Annotated in this window: 19 protein-coding genes and 1 pseudogene; 2 read left to right on the top strand and 18 right to left on the bottom strand. The window is 64.2% G+C overall.

The window, feature by feature from the left end; all coding sequences use genetic code 11:
* Nucleotides 1-1,144 (bottom strand): annotated as a pseudogene (locus tag G9Q41_RS20160) (family 2B encapsulin nanocompartment shell protein); the annotation flags it as partial.
* Nucleotides 1,145-2,651: 1,507 nt separating this feature from the next.
* On the opposite strand from G9Q41_RS20160, the gene G9Q41_RS20155 reads away from it, so the two are divergent.
* Nucleotides 2,652-3,431, top strand: coding sequence for an SDR family oxidoreductase (locus G9Q41_RS20155; RefSeq protein ID WP_165633823.1), 780 nt, complete (start codon nucleotides 2,652-2,654; stop codon nucleotides 3,429-3,431).
* 1,137 nt (nucleotides 3,432-4,568) lie between these two features.
* On the opposite strand, the gene rfbH is transcribed toward G9Q41_RS20155, so the two are convergent.
* From rfbH to G9Q41_RS20110, 9 genes are all read right to left on the bottom strand, one after another.
* Complete coding sequence (gene rfbH / locus G9Q41_RS20150) at nucleotides 4,569-5,870, bottom strand: lipopolysaccharide biosynthesis protein RfbH (RefSeq protein WP_165633822.1); 1,302 nt, start codon at nucleotides 5,868-5,870, stop codon at nucleotides 4,569-4,571.
* A gap of 11 nt (nucleotides 5,871-5,881) precedes the next feature.
* On the bottom strand, nucleotides 5,882-6,853 hold the full coding sequence (locus G9Q41_RS20145) for a Gfo/Idh/MocA family oxidoreductase (protein WP_165638177.1): 972 nt from the start codon (nucleotides 6,851-6,853) through the stop codon (nucleotides 5,882-5,884).
* Entirely contained in the window at nucleotides 6,850-7,389 is a 540-nt protein-coding gene (locus G9Q41_RS20140; RefSeq protein ID WP_165633820.1) for a flavin reductase family protein, read from the bottom strand. Before G9Q41_RS20140 ends, G9Q41_RS20145 begins: the two co-directional genes overlap by 4 nt.
* Before the next feature lie 15 nt (nucleotides 7,390-7,404).
* The gene (locus G9Q41_RS20135; RefSeq protein WP_207631589.1) at nucleotides 7,405-8,691 is read right to left on the bottom strand and encodes an NDP-hexose 2,3-dehydratase family protein; all 1,287 of its coding nucleotides are present in this window, start codon (nucleotides 8,689-8,691) and stop codon (nucleotides 7,405-7,407) included.
* 404 nt (nucleotides 8,692-9,095) lie between these two features.
* Complete coding sequence (locus G9Q41_RS20130) at nucleotides 9,096-9,380, bottom strand: hypothetical protein (RefSeq protein ID WP_165633818.1); 285 nt, start codon at nucleotides 9,378-9,380, stop codon at nucleotides 9,096-9,098.
* A gap of 632 nt (nucleotides 9,381-10,012) precedes the next feature.
* The gene (locus G9Q41_RS20125; RefSeq protein WP_165633817.1) at nucleotides 10,013-10,861 is read right to left on the bottom strand and encodes an SDR family NAD(P)-dependent oxidoreductase; all 849 of its coding nucleotides are present in this window, start codon (nucleotides 10,859-10,861) and stop codon (nucleotides 10,013-10,015) included.
* 297 nt (nucleotides 10,862-11,158) lie between these two features.
* Entirely contained in the window at nucleotides 11,159-12,073 is a 915-nt protein-coding gene (locus G9Q41_RS20120; protein ID WP_165633816.1) for an NADP-dependent oxidoreductase, read from the bottom strand.
* A gap of 66 nt (nucleotides 12,074-12,139) precedes the next feature.
* Nucleotides 12,140-13,069: an SRPBCC family protein gene (locus G9Q41_RS20115; protein WP_165633815.1), complete on the bottom strand. Its 930-nt coding sequence runs from the start codon at nucleotides 13,067-13,069 to the stop codon at nucleotides 12,140-12,142.
* A 156-nt stretch (nucleotides 13,070-13,225) separates the two neighbouring features.
* Nucleotides 13,226-14,662: an MDR family MFS transporter gene (locus G9Q41_RS20110; protein ID WP_165633814.1), complete on the bottom strand. Its 1,437-nt coding sequence runs from the start codon at nucleotides 14,660-14,662 to the stop codon at nucleotides 13,226-13,228.
* Between the two features lie 372 nt (nucleotides 14,663-15,034).
* On the opposite strand from G9Q41_RS20110, the gene G9Q41_RS20105 reads away from it, so the two are divergent.
* Nucleotides 15,035-16,513: a multicopper oxidase domain-containing protein gene (locus G9Q41_RS20105; protein WP_207631587.1), complete on the top strand. Its 1,479-nt coding sequence runs from the start codon at nucleotides 15,035-15,037 to the stop codon at nucleotides 16,511-16,513.
* A gap of 113 nt (nucleotides 16,514-16,626) precedes the next feature.
* Here the strand turns inward: G9Q41_RS20105 and G9Q41_RS20100 are convergent, their stop codons facing one another.
* The 8 genes from G9Q41_RS20100 to G9Q41_RS20065 all read right to left on the bottom strand — a co-directional run bounded on the left by G9Q41_RS20100 (nucleotide 16,627) and on the right by G9Q41_RS20065 (nucleotide 24,169).
* A complete protein-coding gene (locus tag G9Q41_RS20100) occupies nucleotides 16,627-17,799 on the bottom strand; it encodes a nucleotide disphospho-sugar-binding domain-containing protein (RefSeq protein ID WP_165633813.1) in 1,173 nt (390 codons plus the stop codon).
* Nucleotides 17,800-17,847: 48 nt separating this feature from the next.
* Complete coding sequence (locus G9Q41_RS20095; RefSeq protein ID WP_347567621.1) at nucleotides 17,848-18,255, bottom strand: nuclear transport factor 2 family protein; 408 nt, start codon at nucleotides 18,253-18,255, stop codon at nucleotides 17,848-17,850.
* A 35-nt stretch (nucleotides 18,256-18,290) separates the two neighbouring features.
* The gene (locus G9Q41_RS20090) at nucleotides 18,291-19,307 is read right to left on the bottom strand and encodes a hypothetical protein (RefSeq protein WP_165633811.1); all 1,017 of its coding nucleotides are present in this window, start codon (nucleotides 19,305-19,307) and stop codon (nucleotides 18,291-18,293) included.
* A gap of 58 nt (nucleotides 19,308-19,365) precedes the next feature.
* The gene (locus G9Q41_RS22795; RefSeq protein ID WP_207631585.1) at nucleotides 19,366-20,316 is read right to left on the bottom strand and encodes a 3-hydroxyacyl-CoA dehydrogenase NAD-binding domain-containing protein; all 951 of its coding nucleotides are present in this window, start codon (nucleotides 20,314-20,316) and stop codon (nucleotides 19,366-19,368) included.
* 13 nt (nucleotides 20,317-20,329) lie between these two features.
* Nucleotides 20,330-21,397 (bottom strand): LLM class flavin-dependent oxidoreductase, encoded by a 1,068-nt coding sequence (locus G9Q41_RS20080; RefSeq protein WP_165633810.1) that lies wholly within the window; start codon nucleotides 21,395-21,397, stop codon nucleotides 20,330-20,332.
* Nucleotides 21,394-21,852 carry a nuclear transport factor 2 family protein gene (locus tag G9Q41_RS20075; RefSeq protein ID WP_165633809.1) on the bottom strand — a complete coding sequence of 153 codons (459 nt, stop codon included), beginning with the start codon at nucleotides 21,850-21,852 and terminating at the stop codon, nucleotides 21,394-21,396. Before G9Q41_RS20075 ends, G9Q41_RS20080 begins: the two co-directional genes overlap by 4 nt.
* A 32-nt stretch (nucleotides 21,853-21,884) precedes the next feature.
* Nucleotides 21,885-22,340 (bottom strand): acyl-CoA dehydrogenase family protein, encoded by a 456-nt coding sequence (locus G9Q41_RS21625; protein WP_207631583.1) that lies wholly within the window; start codon nucleotides 22,338-22,340, stop codon nucleotides 21,885-21,887.
* Nucleotides 22,341-23,221: 881 nt separating this feature from the next.
* Complete coding sequence (locus G9Q41_RS20065; RefSeq protein ID WP_165633807.1) at nucleotides 23,222-24,169, bottom strand: aromatase/cyclase; 948 nt, start codon at nucleotides 24,167-24,169, stop codon at nucleotides 23,222-23,224.
* Nucleotides 24,170-24,174: the final 5 nt, after the last annotated feature.

The following is a 24,174-nucleotide window of genomic DNA, read 5'->3' as shown; positions in this document are numbered from 1 at the left end:
TCAGCTTTCCCGTCCCGTCTGGACGTCGTCCAGCACCGCCAGCGCGTCCGGTACGAGCACCGCGGCGGAGTAGTAGGTCGAGACCAGGTACGAGATGACGGCCTTCTCGTTGATGCCCATGAACCGCACCGACAGCCCCGACTCGTACTCGTCCGGGATACCGGTCTGGTGCAGCCCGACCACTCCCTGGTTGGCCTCACCGGTGCGCATCAGCATGATCGAGGTGGTCCGCTGGTTGCTCATCGGCAGCTTGTTGCACGGGAACAGCGGCACGCCCCGCCACGCGGGCACCTGGTGCCCACCTACGTCCACATTGGCCGGGTACAACCCGCGGCGGCTGCACTCGCGGCCGAACGCGGCGATGGCCCGCGGGTGCGCCAGGAAGAAGCCCGGCTCCTTCCACACCAGCGACAGCAGCTCGTCCATGTCGTCCGGAGTGGGCGGGCCGGTGCGGGTGTGGATGCGCTGGCGCAGGTCGGCGTTGTGCAGCAGGCCGAACTCGCGGTTGTTGACCAGCTCCCGCTCCTGCTCCTCGCGCAGCTCCTGAATGGTCAGGCGCAGCTGCTGCTCGGTCTGGTCCATCGGCTTGTTGTACAGATCCGCGACCCGGCTGTGCACGCGCAGCACCGTCTGGGCCACGCTGAGCTCGTACTCGCGGGGCTTGAGCTCGTAGTCGACGAACGTGCCCGGCAGGTCCGGCTCGCCTGCGTGCCCGGCGGCCACCGAGACCGCGGACTCGCCGTCCTCGTTGTGTGCCCCCTGCGGACCGCTCCGCAGCTGGGCGAGGTGGCTGCGCAGCGCCTCGGACCGGTCCACCACCTCCTGGGCGGACTGGCGCGGCAGCGCCAGCACCGTGCACGGGGTCACGGCCTTGGCGGTGAACCCCAGCTGCCCTGGCCCTCGGCCAGCACCTGACCACCGAAGTGCTCGCCACCGGCCAGCACTCCCAGCACCGTCTGCTCCCCGTAGGGCCCGTGCCGATCTTGTTCACCTTGCCGTGCGCGATGAGCACGACCTCGTCGTCCGGGCGACCCGCCTCGGCGATCACGTCCCCCGCGGCGTACTCGCGCTGCACGAAGCGCTCGGCCAACCTCTCCAGCACCGTGGTGTCGTCGAAACCCCGTAGCGCGGGCAGCTGCAGCTCGCACCCCGACTGGATGACGTGGGGGCCGGCCGCCGGCTGCGGTTCGATGCCGAACTGTCTGAACAAGTAGGCGAACTTGTAGTACACCGGCGGCAGGTGGGCCACCTTCCCGACCTCGTTCACGGCCAGCCAGGTGCAGAAGGTGGCGATAAGCATGCTGGAACCGCCCCCGGCCAGCACCGCGTCCCGCTCGACGGAGGACTCGTCGTAGCGACGGTGGAACTCGGCGATCCGATCGCGCAGCAGCACGTCCTCGTCCACGGCCGCGTATCGCGTCACGTCTCCCAAACGGGGTAACGGAGTGCTAGCGAGCTTGCCGAGATATTCGTCGACGAAGGGGTGACCGCCGTGGTAATCGGACACGAACAGCCGGTCTCCCGGCTCCCGCCTAGCCGCGTCGAGCGCCTCGTAACCAGGGATCACGCTGAACAAACCGTCTGCCATGCGCGGCTCCCAGCACTCGAACTGCTTCAGCGCGCCGAGTCGATCGCGCTGTCACTGCCTCCCTTGGAAAACCCGTGGTTGCAGGGATAGCATCAGCTCCACTTCGGCCTCCCCCACTTCGCCCCCGTTTACCGGGGAGGGGTGTTCGCGAGCACGCCTCGAATCGCACGCGGTCGAGAACGGATTTCGCGTCCCCGGCAGGACCGGTGCCGCCAACGCGGGCAGTCGGGCTGTCCGCGATCCACACGGAAATTTCACCGTCCGAGTCCGGTTGGAATACGAGCAGAGATCGTCCCTGGGTAGGTCATTCCGGGCGAGCTCTTCCACGCGTTCCCCTAGCCCAGCACTTCGCAATCTTCCTATTTTGATCGTAGTTGCTCCCCCAGGAGAGATCAACGATGGACCGTTCCACCCGTGAGTGGATCAGCATCCGGAGCACCGTCGCCAACAGCCCCATCTGTCGGGTGTCCGCCCGGGCGGGAGCACTTCAACTCCTGACGCCCCGTCTGTCAGCGCGGCACGCGTGCGCCGGAGATCGGGGCAGCCGGGCGCTCCCTCGGCACGCCGAGACGATTCGCCGTCCGACTGCGGACCGCTCGGGGGCCGGGCCGGTGCACTCACCCCGGCGTCGAACGGGGGCGTCACTCGGCCCGGGGAGTGCCACGACGGCTCGAGGCGTGCGGCACGATGCCCTGCCGGCGGAGTGCCCGCGTCGCCTGCGGGCCGGTGGCCACGCGGACGCCACATACCGGCGCGGGTGCGACGGAGACCACTTCTTCCTCCGGGACGATGATTCAGCCGTTCCCGTCCCAGAACCGTTCGCCACGCTACGCCAGCTCCTCCTCCGCCCCGGCACACGTGGTCGCCCGATCACCCGGCTTCCACGACGTCACCCCACCGCCACAACACGGCCGCAGGCAACATCCGGAAGACCTGCCCTGACACATTGAGTGATCACGATCCGGGGCACGAGCTGATTGCGAACGTCAGCCGGCAAACGCTTAGCGTTGCCGTACCAGAAAACGGTGCGACAGCGTACTCGAGGTCATGGCACGCTCAATTCGTGATCGATCCTCAACTCGACGGACAAGTCGTTCTCGTCACCGGCGGTGCGGGCGGTATCGGGGCAGCGATAGCCGAGGCGTTCTCCACCCAGGGGGCCCGCCTGGCGGTGCACTACCTGGCCGGCGAACCACCCGCCCCCGCCGGGACACAGTGGCAACACCAAACCCCAACTGCTGAGAGCGCGGAGCGCTTCGCTCGAGGTCTTCCCAGCACTGCCATCACCGTCGAGGCCGATCTCTCGGACTCCGCAGCGATCACGCAGCTTTTGGACGACGTCGAAGACCGGCTCGGCCCCGTGGACGTGCTGGTCAACAATGCCGCCCACTGCGAAAGTCCGGACACCGTCGATGATCTGACCGGTGACGGGCTCCAGCGGCACTACCGCGTCAATGCGATCGCCCCGGCTGTGCTTACGAGCGAACTCGCTCGCCGTCGACGGGGCACTCCAGCGTGCGTCGTCAACATCTCGACCGACGCCGCAGGAACCTTTCCCGGACAGATTGGCTACGGCACCTCCAAGGCCGCAGTGGAAGCCTTGACCCGCGCGACTGCCCTCGACCTGGCACCGGTCAACATTCGCGTCAATGCCATCGCCCCCGGGCCGATCCAGACAGGTTGGCTCGCCGACGAGCACCTCGACCACGTCACCTCAGTAGTGCCTTTGGGCCGTGTCGGCTACCCCGACGACGTCGCCGACGCCGCGCTTTTCCTGGCGTCACACCAAGCCCGGTGGATCACCGGGCAAGTCCTCCAGGTCGCCGGCGGACACGCCCTCTAACTGCAGCTCCCGGGAGGCTTGTTCACAGACCATCCGGGTCTCGCCAGGAACGAGACTACCTCCACCACGCCCAGGAGGTCCGGCTACGGGGTCACGCTAACGCCCCGTGGACACCGTTGCGACGTCGTGCCCCGGTCGCACATGTCGATGCTGGCGAGCTCACTGCCGCCGATGCGGCCGAGCAGCACGACATCGAGAGTACCGCGATCTACGACTCGACGTAGGGCCCGGGAGCAGCACACCGGCCACGGGCGACCGTTCGCATGAGAGGCGGGACTTCGCCCCCCACACGAACGATCCCCGATGCACGGGCCACGCGGGCGAACTTCTGACCAGCGAGAACCACCAGTACGGCCCTTTCCGGCGCATCCCGGACCCGCTGCCACTCAGCCCCGAAGACCGCAGAGGTGCTGGTGCTTCAGGACCTGTCGTACTTCCAGCCGCTGCAGTTCGCGAAGCAAGCGAACAACTCGCAGTCCTTGCAGCGTACCGATGGTCCTTCGATGTCGGACCGACGGTACACGTGGATCTCGAGGCGCCGAAACACGACGGCACATCACTCCACGAGTGCTCGCTGAGCAGCACGTACACGATCGTGACGAACACCGCCTCGCCATCGACATCGGCCGTGCCGTCGCCCTGCAACCGCACCCGCACGACCGGCAGCGATGGTTCGTCGATCCCTCACGAGCCATCCGGGACGGTCCGGTAATGCGTTCCACCACTCACATCAAGATCAACAATTCATCACCACACAGCGCACGACCGTAGGACGGCACCGGATTTTTCGATGATCGTCACGGCCAGGCTCCACCGGAGCGAAAACCCTTCCCCACCAACTGACGCCGAACGCAGGGTAAGCAGAGAGCGCACGGTGCCAACTCCACCCGGAACCAGCTCCACCACCAGTCCGCCACCAAGGCCGGGACAGCATTGAACTACTGATTCCTGACACAACGCGAATCCACCGCTCTCGAAGCCAACCAGTCGCGGTCAACCGAAATCACCTATTTGGTGCTGCTGGACAACCGATTCTGCCGCGCGCCCCAGAAGCGAGGCACTGTGGGAACGTTCGTCCGGATTCCCACCACGTCCGCTGATATGAAATGCCACGGCGTGGGGTGCGGGGCGAGCACTTTACCGGTGGGTGGTGACGAAATCGAGCACGGAAGAAGCGATGAAGTCGATCATCTCGTCGTCCAGGCCCGGGTACACGCCCACCCAGAAGGTATTCTCGGTCACGATATCACTATTTCTGAGGTCTCCACTGATCCGGTATCGAACATCCTCGTAGGCGGGGTGCCGAGTCAAGTTTCCACCGAACAGGCGCCGCGTGCTAATCCGGCGAGACTCCAGATGCTCGACCAGGGCAGCACGGGTGAAGTTCGCATCCGGCGTGACGGTGAGTACGAATCCGAACCAGCTCGGGTCGCTACCGGGCGTGGGCTCTGGCAGCAGTAGGCCCGGAGCATCGTCCAGCGCTTCCCGCAGCCGCCGCCAGTTCCGCCGCCGGACAGCTCCGAAGTCTTCGATCCGGGCCAGCTGACTGAGTCCGAGAGAGGCCTGCAGATCGGTTGACTTCAGATTGTATCCCACATGCGAGAATATGTATTTGTGATCATAACCACGAGGCAACGTGCCTAATTGTTGGTCGAAACGCTTGAGACACTTGTTGTCCTGTCCTGGTTCGCACCAACAGTCACGCCCCCAGTCCCGAATCGACTCCACGATGCGGGCGAGCGCCAGATTGTTGGTCAGCACGCAACCGCCTTCTCCCATCGTGATGTGGTGAGCCGGGTAGAAACTAGTGGTTGATAGATCGCCGAATGTACCTGTACGTTGCCCGTCGTATAGCGATCCGACAGCATCGCAATTGTCCTCGACAAGGAACAATCCCCGGTCCTCAGCGATCTGTGCGATTTCCCGGACCGCATAGGGATTTCCCAAGGAATGTGCGACCATGATCGCACGAGTACGTGGCCCGATCGCGTTCTCGATTCGTTCCGGAGTAGCATTGTATGTACCAAGCTCGATGTCCACGAACACCGGCACCAGCCCGTTGTTGACGATCGGGTTGACCGTGGTGGGGAATCCGGCAGCGGCGGTCACCACCTCGTCACCGGGTCGGAGGCGGTATTCCTCGAGTTTGGGCGAGGTCAGCGCACTCAGCGCAATCAGATTTGCCGACGACCCAGAGTTGGTCAAATGTGCCTTGCGCAGTGAGAAGAAACGTGCGAACTGTCGTTCGAACTGCTGCGAGCTGGTCCCGGCCGCGATGCGCATGTCGAGCGCAGCCTCGACCAGGGCAACCCGGTCCTCCTCAATCAGGGAGGCGCCTGACGCCAGCAGCTGCGTCTCACCTGGGACGAAACGCCCCTGCTCCCGTGTTTGGTGATACTTGCGCACCAAATCCAGTATGAGTTCCTTGTTTTCGTCCATGCGTGATTCCTTTATCTGTGGAGGGAACCGGCGAGCGAACGGGCGCAGCTAACGAGCTCGGCCTGAGCTTCGATCGTGGGGTCGACAAGTGGACCGCTGACGATCGCCTGGACGAACGTCGAGATCGCGGCCTGGTACTGGTCGAAAGCAGGAAGCAGGATCTCCTCCTGGCGCTCCCCGACCTCGAGTCGCAGCATGGGGCGGTGTGTGGTCGGTGGGGTGAACACATGACTAGCCAGCATCGAGCCGCACGAGCCGATCAACTCGTATCGCGAAGTGTAGTGGTGTTCTAGACCGAAACCAGCTTGGGCGAGTACGCCGTCCCGGCTCTCCAGAATGACCTCACCACCGACGTCGACGCCGCTGGCACCCGGACGCAGGGCCGCTCCGGCTACTCGCAACCCAGGACCGAGAAATAGCTGCGCCGCGCGTAGAGGATAGCCGCCCACGTCGAGCAGAGCGCCCCCGCCGAGCTCGGGGCGCAGTCGGATGTCCCTGTCGGGGCGCCGTGGAATGGCGAACGTAGCCGAGAATGACCGAAGCTCACCGATCGAGCCCTGCGCGACCATCTCCCGAATACGAGCATGTGACGGGTGATGAACGAACATGTAGTTCTCTCGTAGCACCAGGCCGCGGGACCGGGCCAGTTCCACCAACCTCCGGCTCTCGGCCAAGTCGGTGGTCATCGGCTTCTCAGCCAGGACGTGCTTGTCGTTCAGCAGTGCCTGCCGGATCCACGGAGCGTGCAGTCCGGCCGGAAGCGGAACATAAACGGCATCGATGTCGTCGCGCTCGAGCAATTCCCGGTAGCCTTGTACCGGAGCAGCGCCAGTACCGCGCACGAACTCCTCAGCCCGCTCGCGTTCCCGACTGGCCACAGCCACCAACTCGACGCCGGGGACCGTGACAAGAGCTGGCAGCACCCGCCGCCGGGCAACGTCGGCGCATCCAAGCACACCCCACCACACCCGTCCCCGGCTCACGAGGCCAACTCCGTGACACGCTGGAACGTCTTGCCCCATAACACCAGCGGGTCACCGTCGCGCACCTGTGCCTGCTGGACCTCGCCGAGCAGGATCGTATGGTCCCCTGCCGGGTGTCGTGCGTATACCGAGCAGTCGAGCACGGCCAAGGCGTCCGCCACGGTCGGCGCGCCTTCGCGGGTGCCATGCATCCGCTTGTCGGCAAACTTGTCCTCCCCCTGTCTCGCGAAGCGCAGAGCCAGGTCAGTGTCCTGTACGGCCAGGACATTCACAGTGAAGGCGTCACTTCCAGCGAATACCGGATGGCACGCCGCCGAGTGGGCAAGGCAGAACGACACCAGGGGAGGATCGAGCGAGACCGAGGTGAACGCGCTGGCGGTGAGCCCGTAGGGTTGCCCGTGCTGATCTCTGGTAGTCACCACGGTCACTCCGCTCGGAAACCGAGCTAGGGCGTCCCGGAACCGTTGCGGGTCGAGTGCCTCGGGGGCAGTGTGTTCGGGTGTATCTTCACGACGCGTCGCGTGTGGCAATGTCATGTCTTCCTCTGCTCGTCAGCGGCCAATACAGGTGAGCAACGACCGGGCACCCACGTTGACGTGGTTGCCGTAACGCACGAAGCTGGTCAGCTGGTCGACTGTCATCCACACGAAGTCTTCCGGGACCTCCAGCGGAAATTCCTCGGCTACCTCGACCACCAGGTATCGGTTCTCCGCGTGGTAGAAACGCCCCCCTTCCTCCGAGTGCACGACATCGACAAGCACCCGCTCCGGCGGCGCATCGAGCACTTCCCGCAGGAATAGCGGATATTGGTCCTCAGCACCCCGGCGATAGTTCTCCGGAGTACAGTTCACCGTCGAGGACATCTCCACGACGTCACCGGTTCCGGGCTCTGTGCGGGCCGCGACCAACAGGTGCAGTTGTTCCCGTATGCGCTTGGCCAAGAACGCGATGATGCCGTGGCCGATCGGCGCGATCATCGGCTGGGACCAACTCGCCACCTCTCGGCTGGTGGCTCGCACGTCGACACCGATCACGTCGAAGAACAAATGGTCCTCGTGCGAGATCCGCTCGGCTGATCGCTCCCAGTGCTTCACCGCGGACAGATTGATCAGCCTCCGGTCGAGCCGGTAGCGCGACCGCGCTTCGGTGAACCAGCTCAGCAGCTCCTGAGTGGTGTGCAAGCCACTGCCTTGGCTATCACTGTAGAGGAAGGACATGCCGGAGAGGACTGTTCGAGAGTCCATATTGACCAGATTCGGTTCATGCACCAGATCGCGGAGCTCGTCGACGCTGACCCAGCGGAAATCGTCCCGGACCTCGATCTCGGAATCCACCTCGACGATCATGTTGCGGTTACGCTTGTTCAGGAACCAGGAACCCTGCTCGGACTGCAGCGCGTCGAACACCACCCGTCCACGCCGTGGAGACAGGAAATACTCCAGGTAGGGAACTTGGTTGCCGCCATGCACTTGGGTGTAGTTGCTGCGGGTGGCCTGCACGGTGGGCGAAAGCTGCAGCATATTGACGTTGCCTGGTTCCATCTTCGCCTGCATCAGGCAGTGTGTGACCCCGCCGAAGTCCTTGACAAGGATGCCGAGGATTCCGATCTCGGGCTGCAGGATGATCGGCTGACTCCATGCGCCGACCTCGCGGTGATCGGTGGTGACGTCAACCCCTTCGATTGTGAAAAAACGTCCGGACCGGTGAACTAGATTTCCCGATTCTGGGTCGCTGAGCCAGCCATCGAGCTCGTCCAGGCTGACCACCGAAACCTCGTAGTTGTTTACGGTCCGTCGCTCATCGAACCAGCGGTGAAACTCTGTATGAGCCTGAGACAAGGACCGGCCTCCGGGGTGAGCGAGGGTTCCGCACCGGAGGACGAGATTTGCGTTCCCATCGGTCCTTCCGATGCGCGCGGACACCATCCATACTCGTTTCCACTCCTCGAACCACCACCTGATTCCACTCAAGAATCGGTGAACGCCGTGCGTGTCAGCAGGGCATTACAGGCCAGGCGAGCACATGGCTTCCTCGGTCAAACTCAGTAAGGTCGTTCGGCCCTGGCGTTGGACAACGCCCGCGTCCACCAGGTCAGCTGATCGAGCATCACAGCTGCGGCCTCGTTGCGTCCCCGCGGATCCGTGGGGTTCCCGTCCACGTCAAACTGGTTCCGCGCTTGGGCAAGCCGAACGCACCACCTTTGATCACGCATGTAACTGAGCGAATGCCTTCCGCGAGTGCTCTACCGAGTGCAGTTCCCTGCCTGGCTCGTATAAGGCACGAACACCACCGGCTTGTCCGCACGCTCGCCGTGGGACCGGTCGATCACTCTCTTGAGGGCCACGAAGAAGCTGTGCGTGTGCTCCGTCGTGACGACGGCGGAGGCGTCCGCTCTGGCCGACCGCGGTGCCAGGGCACCGCGACCGTACGGGATGTCGGTCAGGTCGACGGCGTCGCCTGCGAGGCCGTCGTGCACGGCGGATCGGCCGAAGAACCATCGGACGATGGTGGAAGCGGAACGAGTCAACCCAGTACTACCTATGAGCACTGCCACTCCGATCTTCTAGGCAGGTGTTCTCGGCCGGTCTTCTCCCGCATTGCATGAGGCGTCGGCCCCGGGGGACCGACGCCGGGACCTCAACCAAAATTGAGGTCGATCATCTCGGTAGATCCGCTGTGATCATGGCCACGTCCCCTCGCGCGTGCCGGAGAACGCGATCACTCGGTTCTTCGAACACAGGGCGCCACGATCCCGGCTCCAGACTTCCACGAAAACAAGCGGCTGGTCATCAGCCGACATGCGGCCGGCAACCAACTCCGCCGTCTCCGGGACGCTGCGGGGGTCACCTCTATCCGGTTTGTCCCAGTGTCTCGACATCTCCCTGGCGACCATCCGCAGCGCGCTGGCCGGGCCCCGACGAGCCTTCCACCCACGAAGGCCGAGCGCTGCTTTCCGATGCATGACACGGTGCACTCAATGAGCGCGTCCTGCATCTGCAACGGCTGCGCGACCACCTGACAGACTGCATCGGGGACGGATACCCTTCGATCAGCACGCACCGACTGGGCGATCTCGAGGAAAGCTAGACAAACTTGTCCCGGGACCGCTCGTGCGTTGAGGAGCCTCGCTCATCATCCTGAAACCGACTCCGGGACGGCCTACGAATCTCCATGGTCGACGGTTTTCGCGAAATCATTCCAGCGCTGCCACTCGCTGAGACGCTCCTGGTAGACACGTGGGGCGAGCTCAGCTGCGCGACTCCCGAGCAGCAGTCTTAGCGGAGGGGCGTCGTGGTCAACCACGTCTAGCAGAACCTGCGCCGCCCTACGGGGATCTCCCGGTTGCCGATCAGCGAAAGCCCCGGACAGGCCGTGTCGCCACGTAGCCAGCACCTCGTCGTATTCGGACATTGGCTCGGCCCGGACCATCGAATCCGCGCTCCACGCGGTGCGGAACTCGCCGAGCTGGACCAACGTGACTCGAATGCCGTGCCCCTCTACCTCATGGGCCAACGTCTCGCTCATTCCTTCAAGCGCCCACTTGCTCGCGCAGTACATGCTTAAGTTGGGGTAGCTGGTGATGCCGGCGATGCTGGATATCTGGAAGATGTGTCCGCTGCCTTGCCGACGCATGACAGGTAGCGCGCCCTGCACAGCCCAGAGCATCCCGAAAAAGTTGACGTCCATCTGATCACGGACCAGCTGCTCATCGACCTCCTCGACACCGCCGGCGAGGCCATAGCCAGCATTGTTCACCAGCACATCGATCCCGCCTGTCAACTCGGCGGTATCGGCGAATGCGGAGAGCACTGCTGATCGGTCGGTGACGTCCAGCGTCAGCGGAACCAGCCGATTACCGTGCGCGGCCTTGAGATCGTCGAGCGCGCCGGGCTTCCGGGAGGTGGCCACCACGACCTCCCCGGCCTCCAGCACCGCCTCGGTGAAGGCGCGCCCCAGCCCTTGGGAGGCTCCAGTAACTAACCATGTTCTGAGTCGCTCATCGCTCATCGCTCCAGTGTCGGCGCCGGGGCTCGAGAGAGAGGACGGTGCGCACTTGAGATCGGCTCGATGCACCTGCTCGGAGTCGATGCCGGAGAACAGCGGTTGGAGCGAAACTTCCGAGCTGTGTGGACGGTCTGACGCCGTTCACCCGATGCGAAAGTACGCACAATGCCCGTCCGAGTTCAGCAAAGCCGAATGCTCCAACCGCCCCTTAACCGCCGAATGGCCTAACGGTGAGCCCGCAACGGCCAGCCAGTGGGGCCGGTTCCCGGGGCGGCGTGAGTACCGCCCCGGGCGGAGAGCTCAGTCGATCAGCAAGACGACCTTGCCCCGGCCGTGCCCGCTCTCGACGTCACGGTGTGCCTTGACCACCTCCTCCAGCGAGTAGGTAGCGCGCACGTTGATCTTGATCTTGCCCTCGCTGTGCAGAGTGACCAGCTCGGCGAGTCGTTCGGCCGAACGGGTGCCGGTCAGATCCGGGACACCGAGCTCCTCGGCAGCTTCGAAAGAGATCATCGTGCGGATCCGTTGCCGGTTTTCAACCAACTCCGCCGACGCGCGCAGGGCCTCGGGGCCGGCCGCGTCCAAGGCAGCGTCGATTCCCCACGGAGCCACCTCCCGGACCCGCTCAACCAACCCGTCGCCGTAGGTAACCGGGACCACTCCCAGTGATCGGAGGTAGTCGTGGTTGGTTTCGCTCGCAGTGCCGATGACCGTATCCGCCCCCATCGCCTGCGCCAGTTGAACTGAGAACGTCCCCAACCCACCAGCTGCGGCGTGGATCAACACCGTGTCTCCCCGACCGACTCCGATGGCCTCCAGCGCCATCCGCGCACCCTGGCTGTTGCTGGGATAGCCGGCGGCAATCTCCCAGGGCATGGCGGCAGGTTTGGCCACCACCTGCTCGGAGCTGACCACCAGCCACTCGGCGTAGGCTCCTAGCATGCAATAGCCCATCACCTCGTCACCAACAGCGAAGCCGGTTACACCTTCGCCAAGCTCATCGACGACGCCGGCGAACTCGTTTCCCGGCACGACCGGCAGGTCCAGTTTCAGTGCCGGCGGGGTCCATCCTTTGCGTACCCGGACATCGAAGGGCAAGACGCCCGCAGCTCGAACCCGCACCCGGACCTCACCCGGCCCAGGGGACGGCTTCTCACGCTCAGTGACCTCCAATACTTCGGGAAGCCCGAATGATGACAGTGCTGCGGCTCTCACGAGGATCTTCCTCCTGTCGTATGCGATGCCGGGCCGATGCCGGATGCACCGGCCCCAGGGGCCTGGTCATCGTGACCGGGCACCCATGCGTTCCCGTGCGCGCCGTTCGGCGAACGCACTAGCTCCATCCAGCACGAGCCTGGCCTTCGTGCTCAGCTCGTTGCGGACGAACGACTCGGCAGCGTTCAGGTCGACTTCCGACCCGAGCATCTGCTTAGCTCCCTCCGGGTCGATGACCACGGTTTGGCTGGACGTGATCGTGGCCCCGTCGTCGGTCTCCTGTACCGCCCACCGCACGTGGTGCACGCGGCCGATCGGGGGCAGCACCAGATGTCGAAAGAAAAGGGTGCGTCCAGGTCGCCGGACACGTGCGACCCGCGTAGTCAGCTCCCTGCCCTCGCCCTCGTCAGTCACCGTCTCCACTATTTGGGTGCCCTCCGGGCCGGGCCGCACCGACACTCGCGCCACGTGGGAAAGCCGTTCCGTCCAGTGCTCAGCATCGTGCAGGAACTCGAATGCGTCATCCGCACCGCCAGTGGTCGAGACGGTGTCCTCGACCACCACCACCAGATCCGGGCGCGCGTGTTCCAGCTCAGCTGCCGCGGCGAGCGCGTCCAGCTCGCCTTCAGCGACCTGGTCGATCGCCCCGGCGACGTTCTCCTCGGCACCGGAGGGGTCGGTACGGTAGTCGTGCCGCAGCACCACCTCGGAGCGGTCCGAGCTCAGCGGACGCACCTCCAATATCCGGAGCATCTCAGTCAGGGGCGGCTGCGGGTTCTCCGGAGACATCTCGATGCGCAGCTCGTCCGAGTGGACGGTACGCCGAATCCCCCAGAAGTCGATCGCTTCTCCGGAGACCGTCCACACGTGAATCCGTTCCCGGTCCTCCACCGTGCCAACGGGCTCCAGGTGCACGAACGACGGGAACACCCGCGGCCAGTTCCCGAGGTCGGCGATCAGATCGAAGACCGTCTGCGCGGGGGCCGCAACCCACATCCGGTGAACTTGTCGACTTGACTCGCCTGCTGTCCCCTGTGCGTGCTGCACCTGCTTCCTCTGTTGCGTCATGATCTTCCTCCAAGCTTGTGGTCTGCGGGAGACGCTGCCAGCTCGTTGTCGCTGCATGCTCGATCCGAGCTGGAGAGCGCTCGGCTACGCGGACTCCACCGGGCGTCGCGTGGGGAGAAACCATGCCAAGACCAGCGCCACAGTGGTAAAAGCCATCGTCCAACCGAACGTTGCCGCGAATGCCGAGGCGACCGCCTCCGGACTTGCGACCCCGCCAGACGGTGCCGCCGATGCCAGCTGGAGGTTCAACACAGTCGCCACGAGCGCGGTGCCGAACGCCCCGCCGAGCCGTTGGGCCACGCTGACCGCACTTACCGCACGCGGCATGGCCGATTCCGGGAGCCCGGCCTGGTAGATCGAGGCCATCATCGGCACTGCCGCGGCCCCCAGACCGAAGCCACGCACCAGCAGCGAGGCACTCAGTAGTACCTCGCTGGTCTGCGGAGTGACCCATAGGTAAGCGACCGTGCCAAGCAGGACGATCAACAGGCCGCTGACCACCACCGGTCGGGCACCGTAGCGGTCGGCCAACGAACCGCAGACGAACAGCGCGGCCGCGATTCCAATGCCCTGCGGGGCGAGCAAGAAGCCCGCATCCAGTGCTGTGTCACCACGGGCCTGCTGATAGTACAACGGGAGGAGGAAGGTGACGCTGAACAGCGAGGAGCCGGACAGAAACACCAACGCCGCTGCAACTCCGAACTTACGGAAGGCGAACAGCCGCACGTCAATGATCGGGGTGCTGCGCATCCGTAGAGCATGCACAGTGTAGGCCCCCAGGAGCAACACCCCGACCAGGGAGCAGACCAGCACTGTGGCGCTGCCTGCGTTGGCCACGCCCTCGGCTCCCGAAATCCCGGACAACCCGTAGACGAGGGCGGCCAGTCCCGACGAAAGCAGTGTCAGCCCCAGCACGTCCAGGGACGTTGTAGCCCTTCCTTCCTCGCGTGGTAGTCCCCGCCAAGCAATAATCAGACCGATCAACACCAACGGAACGTTGAGATAGAACGCCCACCGCCAGTGCAGCGAGTCCACGATGAGGCCGCCAAGGACCGGACCGAGCACTGGAGCCAGCTGGGTGGGACCACCGAGCAGAGCCATCACGCGACCCATCTGGTCCGAGTTGGCGGCGGCCCCGAGGATGACCTGTGCGATCGGGATGATCATGCCGCCACCGACGCCCTGCACGATGCGGAAGACCACCAGACTGGGCAGGTCCCAGGACAGTCCACAACACACCGATCCGACCAGGAACGTGGTCAACGCGAACATCCACATCCTGGTGCCGCCGAACCGCTCAATCGCCCACCCCGTCACCGGGATCGACATACACATCGCCAGCAGGTAGCTCACGTTTACTGACTGAACGGTGGCCGCTGAGACACCGAAGTCCTGACCAATGCTGTGCACGGCGACGGCGAGCACAGTGCTGTCCATTGCTGACAGCATCGCGCCGAGCATCATGATTCCGACGAGCCGCACGAGTCGCGGTTCGAGTTTGGCAGGCCGCGTGGACGTCATGATGCACACTCCGTTCGGCGAGGCCCGTCCAGACCGGAGCCAGGTATTGTCACTGCCGCCTTCCCTCCAGAGATCGCCAGTCTCAGCACTCGTCGATCGAGCAATGAACAAAGCTTCCAACTTCAACCACGGTTGAAGTCAAGCCGACCCGCATCCAGTGGCTCTCGAGCCAGCCTCCGAAACCGGTCGAGATTCTCGGTCGCGCTGAGAACTCAACACTGACTCGTGGCTCGTGTCCGTCGGAAACCGTGCGGTGTCCTGCATGATCAACCGACAACCGCAGCAGAAAGCCGTTCTCCAGAGCACCGCCAACGGCTCACCGCGTCGTCGACGTGCCGCGGACCGGCGTTCACACACTCAGCGGAGCGGGACATGAGCGCACACGAGGAACCAACTGATGAAAATGGAGCTCGAATGCTCAACCGAAGAGGCATGATAAAGCTCGCGACGGCTGGTGGCGCGGTCGCCGCGATGCCCGCCGGAAATGGACTGGCGGCCTCCGCCTCTACCGACCCGGCACCGTCGAAGCCGTTCACTCTCCCCATGCCGATACCGCCTGTGCTCTCCCCGAAACGTAGTCTCGACGACGTCGACTTCTACCGGGTTCACATGACCGAGACTCGGACGGAGATAATCCCCGGTCTCCAAACTACTGTGCGCACGTACGACGGGACGTTTCCCTCACCGACGATCCGGGCGCGGCGGGGAAGGCCGGTGGCGATACAGCAGATCAACAATCTCGACGTCGAGACAGCGGTGCACCTGCACGGCGGGATCGTGGCTCCGGAACACGACGGCCACCCGACGGACGTCCTGGCTCCGGGAGCCAGCCGAACCTACTACTACCCGAACGAGCAACCAGCGGCCGGACTCTGGTATCACGACCATGCGCACATGCTCTCGTCGGAGAATGTCTACCGCGGCTTGGAGGCATCGTATCTGCTCAGCGACGAGAACGAACGCGCGCTACCACTACCGAGCGGCCGTTACGAGATCCCGCTGCAGATCAGGGACGCCCGTATCGAGAAGAACGGAACGCTGACCTACACACGAGCTCAGGACCGACCACACATGCTGGTCAACGGCAGGGAACGGCCTTTCTTCCGGCTAGAGGCCCGAAAGTACCGGTTGAGAGTCTACAACTTCTCGATCGATCGTCTGCTGAACCTTCAGCTGGCCGATGGGTCACCGATAACCCAGATCGGCACCGACGGCGGCCTTCTCGAAACCCCGGTCGAGCAGACCGAACTGCGACTGTCCGCCGGTGAACGCGCCGATATCGTCGTGGACTTCTCGCGCTACACGCCCGGGAGTTCGATCGTTCTGGAGAACACGAACGCATTGTCCACGGAGAACGCCGACGTCATGCGATTCGACGTTATCGCCTCCCGCGAGCCTGATCCGAGTTCAGTACCAGACCGGCTGGCCACGCTGCCGGCGGTGCCGGAAACCACGGTCCACCGTGACTTCGAGCTGCGATTCGATGAGGACGCGCGCAAGTACGTGATCAACGACAAGCTCTACGACCCCGATAGAGTCGACGTGCGCACCCGGCTCGGCAACTCGGAGATCTGGACGATCACTAACGCGGACACGCCCAAACCACCGCCCAATTTTCACCTCAACCACAATTTCCACACGCATCTCGCACATTTCCGCGTTCTGGAGCGCAACGGCGTTCCTGTCGGGCCCGTCGAAGCCGCGATGAAGGACGTGGTGCTGGTCGCTCCGGGCGACACCGTACGTATCGCGCTGACCTGGGGCCCCCATACCGGCCGCTACGTATACCACTGCCACCAGCTGCCGCACGCCGCCGAGGCCCAGATGGGCACCATTGAGATCCTGCCCTGATGACGCGGCGAAACACAGCACCCTCGTGGGGAATCGTCGATTCCCCACGAGGGTGCTGTTCCTCTGGTTCGGGTCGAAGCGACCCCAATCCAGGGACGTTCGCAGCGCGGACCTCAACCCGCCGGTATCGCGGAACGATTGGTCGCGAGCGCGGCCAGCTGCGGAACCATCAGATCCGGCCCCGGCTGTAGGGCTATGTTTCCTGCAACCTCCGCGCACCGACTACGCAAATTCGTATCGTCGAGGATCAGATCAAGATCTTCCTTCGTGAAGTCCTCCAATTCGCGTTGGAATCCGATTCCGCAATCCTCGATCATGTTCGCGTTGATCCAGTTGTCCGCGCCGTGCGGGATGGCCAGCTGCGGTACTCCTGCCTGAGCCGACGACAGGGTCGTGGCGCAGCCTCCGTGGTGGATGATCCCGTCCAGCGTCGGGAGCAGCGTGGACAACGGCGTCCATCCGACCGGTCGCACATTGTCCGGTAGCGTACCCAGCGGACTCAGATCGATGTCGTCACCCAGAGCCAGGACGAACTCAGCATCGGACTCGGCGGCGGCCTCGATCAACCCGTGCAGGCTACCCGCCCCGCTGACACCGGGTACGACCGTCCCGAGGGTTACCACCACCCGGCGACGCTCGCGCGGTCGCAGTAACCAGTCCGGAAGCACCGAACCACCCTGATACGGCGTGAACCGCACCGACCAGCCTTCACCCTCACCACGCATCATGAATTCCGGAGCGAAGTGCAGCTGCACTGTTTCAGGCAGCTCAACCGGGATTTCATGCCGCTCATAGAGGGGCTTGAGATACGGCAGGAACCTTCCGGGCAATTCCCCCTCGCGCAAGAAGCTGTACCCATTCTCCACCGCAGGTATCCCCATCGCACGAGCAACCACCAACGCCGAGCCCTGCACTCTGGAGTAGACCACCAGGTCCGCGCCCCAGGTGCGAGCCAGGGAGAGCGTCCCGTCGAGCATCCGGTCGTTCACCGCGGCGAAGCGATCAAGGATGATCTCCGGGGTGGCCAAGGTCTCGGTCATCTTGCGACCGCGTTCCCTCATCATCCTGGCACGATCCTCCGTGGATTCGGGCTTGGGAAACAGGGAAGCGAAGTCCACCCCTGGTGCCACGTCGACGGCCGCGAGCCCGGCCCGGGTCGCTGCGTCGGTGGCCGGACCAGAAGTCGCCACGACAACATCGTGGCCGGCGATACGCAGGCTCCACGCCAATCCAAGCGCCGGATAAAGATGGTCGAGGCCAGGTGAGATGGCGAACAGGACACGCATGGCTCACTCCTGATCTGTGTTTTCGGGTCGGGATCGGAAGTAGGAATGTCAGCCGGTACCATCGATACGCAGTCTGCGGTGGCACACCAGCCAGCTGGATCCGTTCGGAACGAGGTGATCGTGGCCGACGACGTTGCCGCGGACTTCCAGCTGGCCGCCCGGTGGCGTCACCACGGCCAGCGAGGAGAACCTGGCCCGCACACTGCTGTCGGGCAACTGTTCGACGTCGAGCATGCCAAACCAGTGACGGAAGTCCAGGCCTGCGGCTTCGATCTCGGTGACGCCGTCGCGCACCGAATCCCGGATCATCTCTCGACCACACAGCGCTTCCGGCATCGAGGTCTCCTCGAAGACCGCGTCCTCGGTGAACGTCGCCGCCCACTCGCTGACACGCCCGTCATCGAGCAGAGTCATCTGTCTAGTATAGAATTGCTGAACTCGGACGTAGGTGGACACCGAGGGGTACGTGCCGGGCTCCTCCGGTAGCTGTGTCACGTTCGATCCCCGGCGCACAACGAGTCAATGTTCCAGCGGACCGCTTGTGGCCCTTCCCCGGACGGCGTTCGCTGTCCTACTACGGTGCCGGCGCGGTTGACCGCGTAGGCCTCGCTGCTTTGCCTGCCGGACACCCCCAGGTCCACCACTTGGCCGTCGGGAGTCCACGCCACAGCGCTGGACTCTCCACCCGGGTTGTAGGAGTATCCCACGGCCACACCGGAATCACTCAGTCCGAACACCGCGGATCCGCTGAAACCAGGTAACGGCCGCAGGCGGGTGACCTCACCGTCAGGGCTCCAGCGCTGGGCGAGATACGGGGAGTCCAGTCCGGCCGATGACTTGAACGTGTTGCCGACCACGCTCCCCTTGTCGTTGATGGAGCTGGCCTGGCTGGAATCGTAGCCTGGAGCGACACCACCGAGATCGCGGACGTGGCCCCGCGCGTCCCAGAGCACTGCCCTTTGGACGTTGTCCGCTGTGGCCGAGTAGCCGGCTACCACTCCTTGGTCGTTGATGACGCTGGTCGCTCCGCCGACGTGACCTGGCAGGACAGGAAGCCGGACCAGCGCACCGCTCGGTTCCCAGCGGACCGGCTGGTAGAGCCCGTCCTGGTTGGCGGAGAAACCGGTCACCCAACCTTCATTGTTGATCGAGTAAGCGCGAGTTCTCTCACTGCCGGACAGGCCTGGCAGCGCGACCGTAGTCCCGTCGGGCTGCCAGCGCACTGCGCGGCTCCGCGTACCCAGGATCGATTCGCCGACTATGGTGCCGTCTCGATTGATCGCGTGGGCGGTTCCCTCGGTGTCACCAGCAAGCGTGCCCAGGTCGGCGACGGTGCCGTTCTGATCCCAGCGAACGGGCCGGCTACGTCCTTGCGCATCGCCGGATTGCCCGACTATTACCCCCTGCTCGTTGAGCGCGAACGCCCAGCTCGTGCTCCCCCCGGATAATGACGATAGATAGACCTGGTTCTTGGCAGCCACCGCCGACGCGGAGAACCCAGGCACCATGATTAGCGCACCGGCGAACACGGCCAGCAGCTTGGTAGTCCGTCGACGACGAAGATCATCAGCGCATCGTAGCATTGTCGGCACCCCCAGTCGCTTCCAGCACTGCTCGTTGCAGACGGTCGCGCCGCGCCGCGAGCTCTGCATATGTCGATCCACCGAACGCCTCGTCGGCCTGAGCCAGGAGTCGTTCGATCAAGTCCTCATCGAGCACCGGCTGCCCCAGCTCCTCCCAACCACGCTGCAGTCCGGCGCCGAGGGTGGTCAGCCACTTGCGGAGCCCTCCCTCGCCGCCACCGAGATGGAACGACTGAAATGGCCCGACAGTTGACCAGCGCAGGCCGATCGAGTTCGTTACCACGTCGTCGAGCTCCTCGACCGTCAGAACTCCTTCGGCAACCAGGTGAATGCTTTCCCGCAGCAGAGCCGACTGCAGGCGGTTGGCTGCGAACGCGGCGATCGGACGCCGCAATACGATCGGAACCTTCCTCGCTCCCCTGTAGAACTCAACTGCCGCGGAGACCGCGGTCGGGTCGGTGTGCTTTCCGCCAACGACCTCCACCAGCGGCACCACATGTGGCGGGTTGAACGGGTGCCCCACGACAACGCGACTGGAATCCCGCATGTCGGCGCCGATATCGTCCGGCAGCAGCGTCGATGTTGAGGACAGCAGAAGCGTATCCGGTCCTGCCAGAGTATCCAGCCGAGTGAACAACTCTCGCTTGATATCGAGGCTCTCCGGAGTGTTCTCCTGCACTACGTGCGCGCCGTCCAGCGCACTTTCGAGCTTGGGATGAATCTCCAGGTTCTTCGCCAGTTCCGCTGTGTCAATCGGTGCTTCGAGAAGTCCCGGCGCGAACAGCTCCAACGCTTCGTGCACCACGCCCTCGACCTCCGGGCGAGTGCTGTTCACTCGGACTGTGTGGCCACACGCCAGAAACTGCGTGATCCAGCCCAGGCCGATCGTGCCTGCCCCGATCACGGTCACTACTCGGGCTTGTGTGTCGTTCACCTGCTGCCTCCAATCAGGTCTGTTCGATCGAGAGCTTGGGGAGCACGCTGTCGACGAGCAGCCGCAACGTCGTCGCCGCGTCCTCCTCCGAAAGGTGTCCGGAGTGGATTCCCAGGCTGACGGTGATGTCCTCGCCACAACGCTCGGCGATCCGTTCGATCTGCGCCCGCACCTCGTCCGGATCGCCGATCAACAGCTTGTCGTCGGCAAGCTTGTCATCGAAAACGTCGCGCTTGCCGATGTCAGCCAGCCGTTCATAGCCCGGGTAGGCCGAGCTGCTGGTCTCCGCCCACGCTCGGACCGCCTGGCTGATGGCTGCGGTGTTTCTTTGCTCGTCGAGGTGGCCCATCCGCCGGGCCCGGTCCCCGTCCTCAGCGATCACACAGGGGAACGTGAGGTGGACCCGCCCGTCGTAACTATGCCCTGCAGTACGCCACTGCTGACGAAACAGGTTTACTCGCTCGTCCAGCTCTGACTTGGTCATAGCGTTCGGCACGGTCTGCAGGTGGTGCCCCTGCGAGGCAGCAGCAGCGACGGAGTCCAAGCTCCGGGCGGAGGTGACGAAGACAGGCGGGTGAGGGTGCTGCATCGGACGAGGTAATAGGGTCACCGGGCCGAATCGGTGGAATCGGCCGTCCCACACCGCGTCCTCGTTGGTCCAGAGCAGCTTAACCGCCTCGACGCTCTCGACGAACCGATCCCGACTCTCGTCCATCGGTATGCCGAAGGCTTCGAACTCGTCGGGCAGAAAGGCTCGACCGAAGGCGGCATCTAGTCGACCGCAGGAAATATTGTCCAACATTGCCAGTTTTCCGGCGAGCTTAACCGGGTGCACAAATGCCGGAATGGTCGCGCTGGTACCCAGGCGGATTCGCTCGGTACGGCCGGCCGCCGCGGCCAGGAAAGTCACCGGATCCGGGCTGTATCCACCGTAGGCGAAGAAGTAGTGCTCAACTATTTTGACGTGGTCAAGACCAAGTTCCTCGCCCAGGTCGGCCAAGCGCAGCGCCTCCTGGAAATATCGCGGCGCCGGCTTGTCGGTCGGACCCACAGTCGGGAAAAAGACGATTCCGAACCTCACCGCGGATCACCACCCGAGGCGTCGTGGGCCAGATCGCGGTGGCGGACCTGCCATCCATCCCCTACCGGGACCAAGTGATCGCGGCACACCACGCTGACGAAAACATCGAGGTCACCACCCTTGGGCGTGCGCATGACCAACGCGTAACTGCGGGCGCGCACGCTGCCGTCGGACTGCGGATGGACCTGCAGCATCCCAAGCCAGTGCCGGATCTGGACGTGCGCAGCGGACACCCGGTCGACGGTTTCCCGGGCCGAGTTACGGATGGCCTCCCGGCCGTGCAACGGCTCCATTCGAGCGGCCTCTTGGAAGACCGCATCCTCAGTGAACGTTTCTGCCCAGCACTCCGGCTCACGATCGTCCATAAGGCCCATTTGCCAGGCGTAGAACTGCTGAATCTGTTGGTATAGTTCAGCTGACGCGTAACTGATCGCTACCTCAGCTTGCTCGGTCATCGATATTTACCTCTTCATTTCGGAGGGATGTATCATTCGGGCCGGTACGCGCGCAGGAGATGGCTCCCGTAAGCGATACCGGATGGTTCGAGCTGCAGGGCGACGTGACTGGACAAGCAGTGCACGTCGCGCCAGAAACGCTGTAGCGCGCTGCTGCACAGCTGCCCGCGGGAACCGGCCGCGCGGAACAGTCGTTCCACCACCCCGACCAGGAGGTCAGTCGCGACCGCGCAGTCGTAAGCACCACGCAGTAACTCCTCATGGGTGGGGTCCCCCCGATCCACGACGTGCCCGACGCGACTCAGCAACAGCTCTGCCGCGTCGACCTCGCTTGCGCTCCGGGCTGCGACGGTTTGGACGGCGGGCTGCTCCGCACGCGACTGCCCGGAGCTGGAGGTGCGGGAGATCTGGCGAGACCACTCACGCAGCGCACCGCGAGCGGCCCCCAGCGCAGGTGCGGCGAACAGCAACCCACTGATCGCCTGCAACGGTGCGGTGTGACAAGACGCCGAAGAGCCAACCGCTCGACCGGCGAACATCTCTTCCCGGTCAAAGGCTCGATACGCGGGGACGACGATGTCGTCCAAGACCAAAGTGTTGCTGCCTGTCCCGCGCATCCCAGTGTTGAACCAGGTGTCCTCGACCCGGAACTGCGCACTAGGAACAGCAAAGAACCAAGTACCGGAAGGATCCGTGTGCGAGACTGACGCCGCTACGAGAGCCCAGTCCGCGTGGTCCACCCCGCTGGTCCAATCCCAGCGCCCACGCAACCGCATACCGCCGGCGACCGGTTCCGCGGTGCCCTGGGGAATAAGTGCACCGGCGATCAGAACGTCCGCGGTGTCGGCCCAGATCTCGGCCTGTCCCCGCTCTGGCAAGTAGACACCCATTCGAGCTGCCCCAGCAGCCAGCGCCCCGCACCAGGCCGCCGAGGTGCACTCGGCTCCAACCAGCGCGGTGGCCTCGAGCAGTGCGTTCGCACCCCCGTCTGCGCCCCCCCACCTGCTAGGCACGAAATGCCGGGCAAAGCCGCTGGTGATCAGCGCTCGAGAAACGACGGCGGGCAACATCCGGTTAGTGTCGGCAGCCTCGGCGTGGTGGGCCGCTGCGCCGACCGCTTCAGACACCGTCGCCGGTGTGACCCCATTCTGAACTGACTCCGCTGAGTCCATCGTGTTTGCTGTACTCACCGTCTCACTACCGATCCGTATGTCATGCCGTGATGGCCTCGAGCACTCGTCGGATACTCACGAGTGCTCGGCTGCCCGTTCGAGTCATGGGAAGTGGGGCGGCAGCCATCCTTCGCGGCGGATATCGTCGGCTGCTCGAGTCCTGCTAGACCGCGCTGGCTTCGCCCCGGTGCGCCGGCTCAGTGTCGCCGGGACTCCGCGTACTCCTTGGCCAGGTTGAGGGTGGTCAGGCTGTTACCACTCAGCGCTGTGCGCACGAACGATCGTGCTTGGTCCACATCGGCACCTGCGCCAAGCACGGACTCGACGTTCGCTTCGTTGATCGCAACTGTGTGCCGGGAGGTCACCTTGGTCCCGCTCGCAGTCTCTTCGATCGACCACCGCCCTGTGTGCAGCGTCATCAGGGCCGGCAGCACGGTTTGCTTGTAGACGATTTGGCTCGGAGCCGAGCAGACCCGCACGGATTTCGTGGTATGCGTGGACCCGTCCTTGGTCCGAGTGTCCATCTCTAGGGTCTGCAAGCCAGGGGTGTCCTCGGTGAGCGCGACCCGGGCCACATGCGGCAGTCGCTGCTCCCAGCGCTCAGCGCGGTCCAGAAACTCGTAAACGTCGGCCCCCGAACCATCGACGGTCACTGTGTCGTCGAAGGTGAGCAGCAGGTCCGAGCGGTTGCCGAGCAACTCGGCGTTGGTCTTCATCGCTGCCAGCTCGGCCTGGCTGTTGCGGTTCACCGCCTGGTCGATCCAGGCAAGGTCATCCGGGTCGTCATCGACGGCGCGGTAGTCGTGTAACAGTCGCACCCGACTACCGCCGTCGGCGCTGGGCTCGATAATCCAGGTACCGCCCATCGCGGCCACCGGCGGGGCAGACACCTCCTGACGGAAACGGACAGTCAGCGCCTCCGGATTCAACTCGCGCCGAGACACCCAGGTCTTCGGGTTTCCGTTCGCGGTGGCCCAGATCTGGATGCGCTCCTCCCGTTCGCCACGCTCGAGGTATTCGACGTGGACACTCGGCGGGAACAAGTGCGGCCAATTCTCTACTTCGGCAATCAGACGGTAGATGTCCTCGGGTTTTGCGTCCACCGTGATCTCGTGCTCGACTTCAGTCGTTGCGTCCAGTGTCATGCTGC

The sequence above is a fragment of the Actinopolyspora sp. BKK2 genome (genome assembly GCF_011291845.1).
In the GTDB taxonomy this organism is placed as follows: domain Bacteria; phylum Actinomycetota; class Actinomycetes; order Mycobacteriales; family Pseudonocardiaceae; genus Actinopolyspora; species Actinopolyspora saharensis.
Note: the sequence above shows the minus strand (reverse complement) of the source record. Positions and strands in the feature narration are given on the sequence as shown.

Coding starts and splice junctions, on each gene's coding strand:
- G9Q41_RS20105 (WP_207631587.1), top strand. CDS start 15,035: ATGAGCGCACACGAGGAACCAACTGATGAAAATGGAGCTCGAATGCTC.
- G9Q41_RS20100 (WP_165633813.1), bottom strand. CDS start 17,799: ATGCGTGTCCTGTTCGCCATCTCACCTGGCCTCGACCATCTTTATCCG.
- G9Q41_RS20110 (WP_165633814.1), bottom strand. CDS start 14,662: ATGACGTCCACGCGGCCTGCCAAACTCGAACCGCGACTCGTGCGGCTC.
- G9Q41_RS20065 (WP_165633807.1), bottom strand. CDS start 24,169: ATGACACTGGACGCAACGACTGAAGTCGAGCACGAGATCACGGTGGAC.
- G9Q41_RS20115 (WP_165633815.1), bottom strand. CDS start 13,069: ATGTGGGTTGCGGCCCCCGCGCAGACGGTCTTCGATCTGATCGCCGAC.
- G9Q41_RS20140 (WP_165633820.1), bottom strand. CDS start 7,389: ATGACATTGCCACACGCGACGCGTCGTGAAGATACACCCGAACACACT.
- rfbH (WP_165633822.1), bottom strand. CDS start 5,870: ATGGACGAAAACAAGGAACTCATACTGGATTTGGTGCGCAAGTATCAC.
- G9Q41_RS20125 (WP_165633817.1), bottom strand. CDS start 10,861: ATGAGCGATGAGCGACTCAGAACATGGTTAGTTACTGGAGCCTCCCAA.
- G9Q41_RS20090 (WP_165633811.1), bottom strand. CDS start 19,307: ATGGTGCCTGGGTTCTCCGCGTCGGCGGTGGCTGCCAAGAACCAGGTC.
- G9Q41_RS20075 (WP_165633809.1), bottom strand. CDS start 21,852: ATGACCGAGCAAGCTGAGGTAGCGATCAGTTACGCGTCAGCTGAACTA.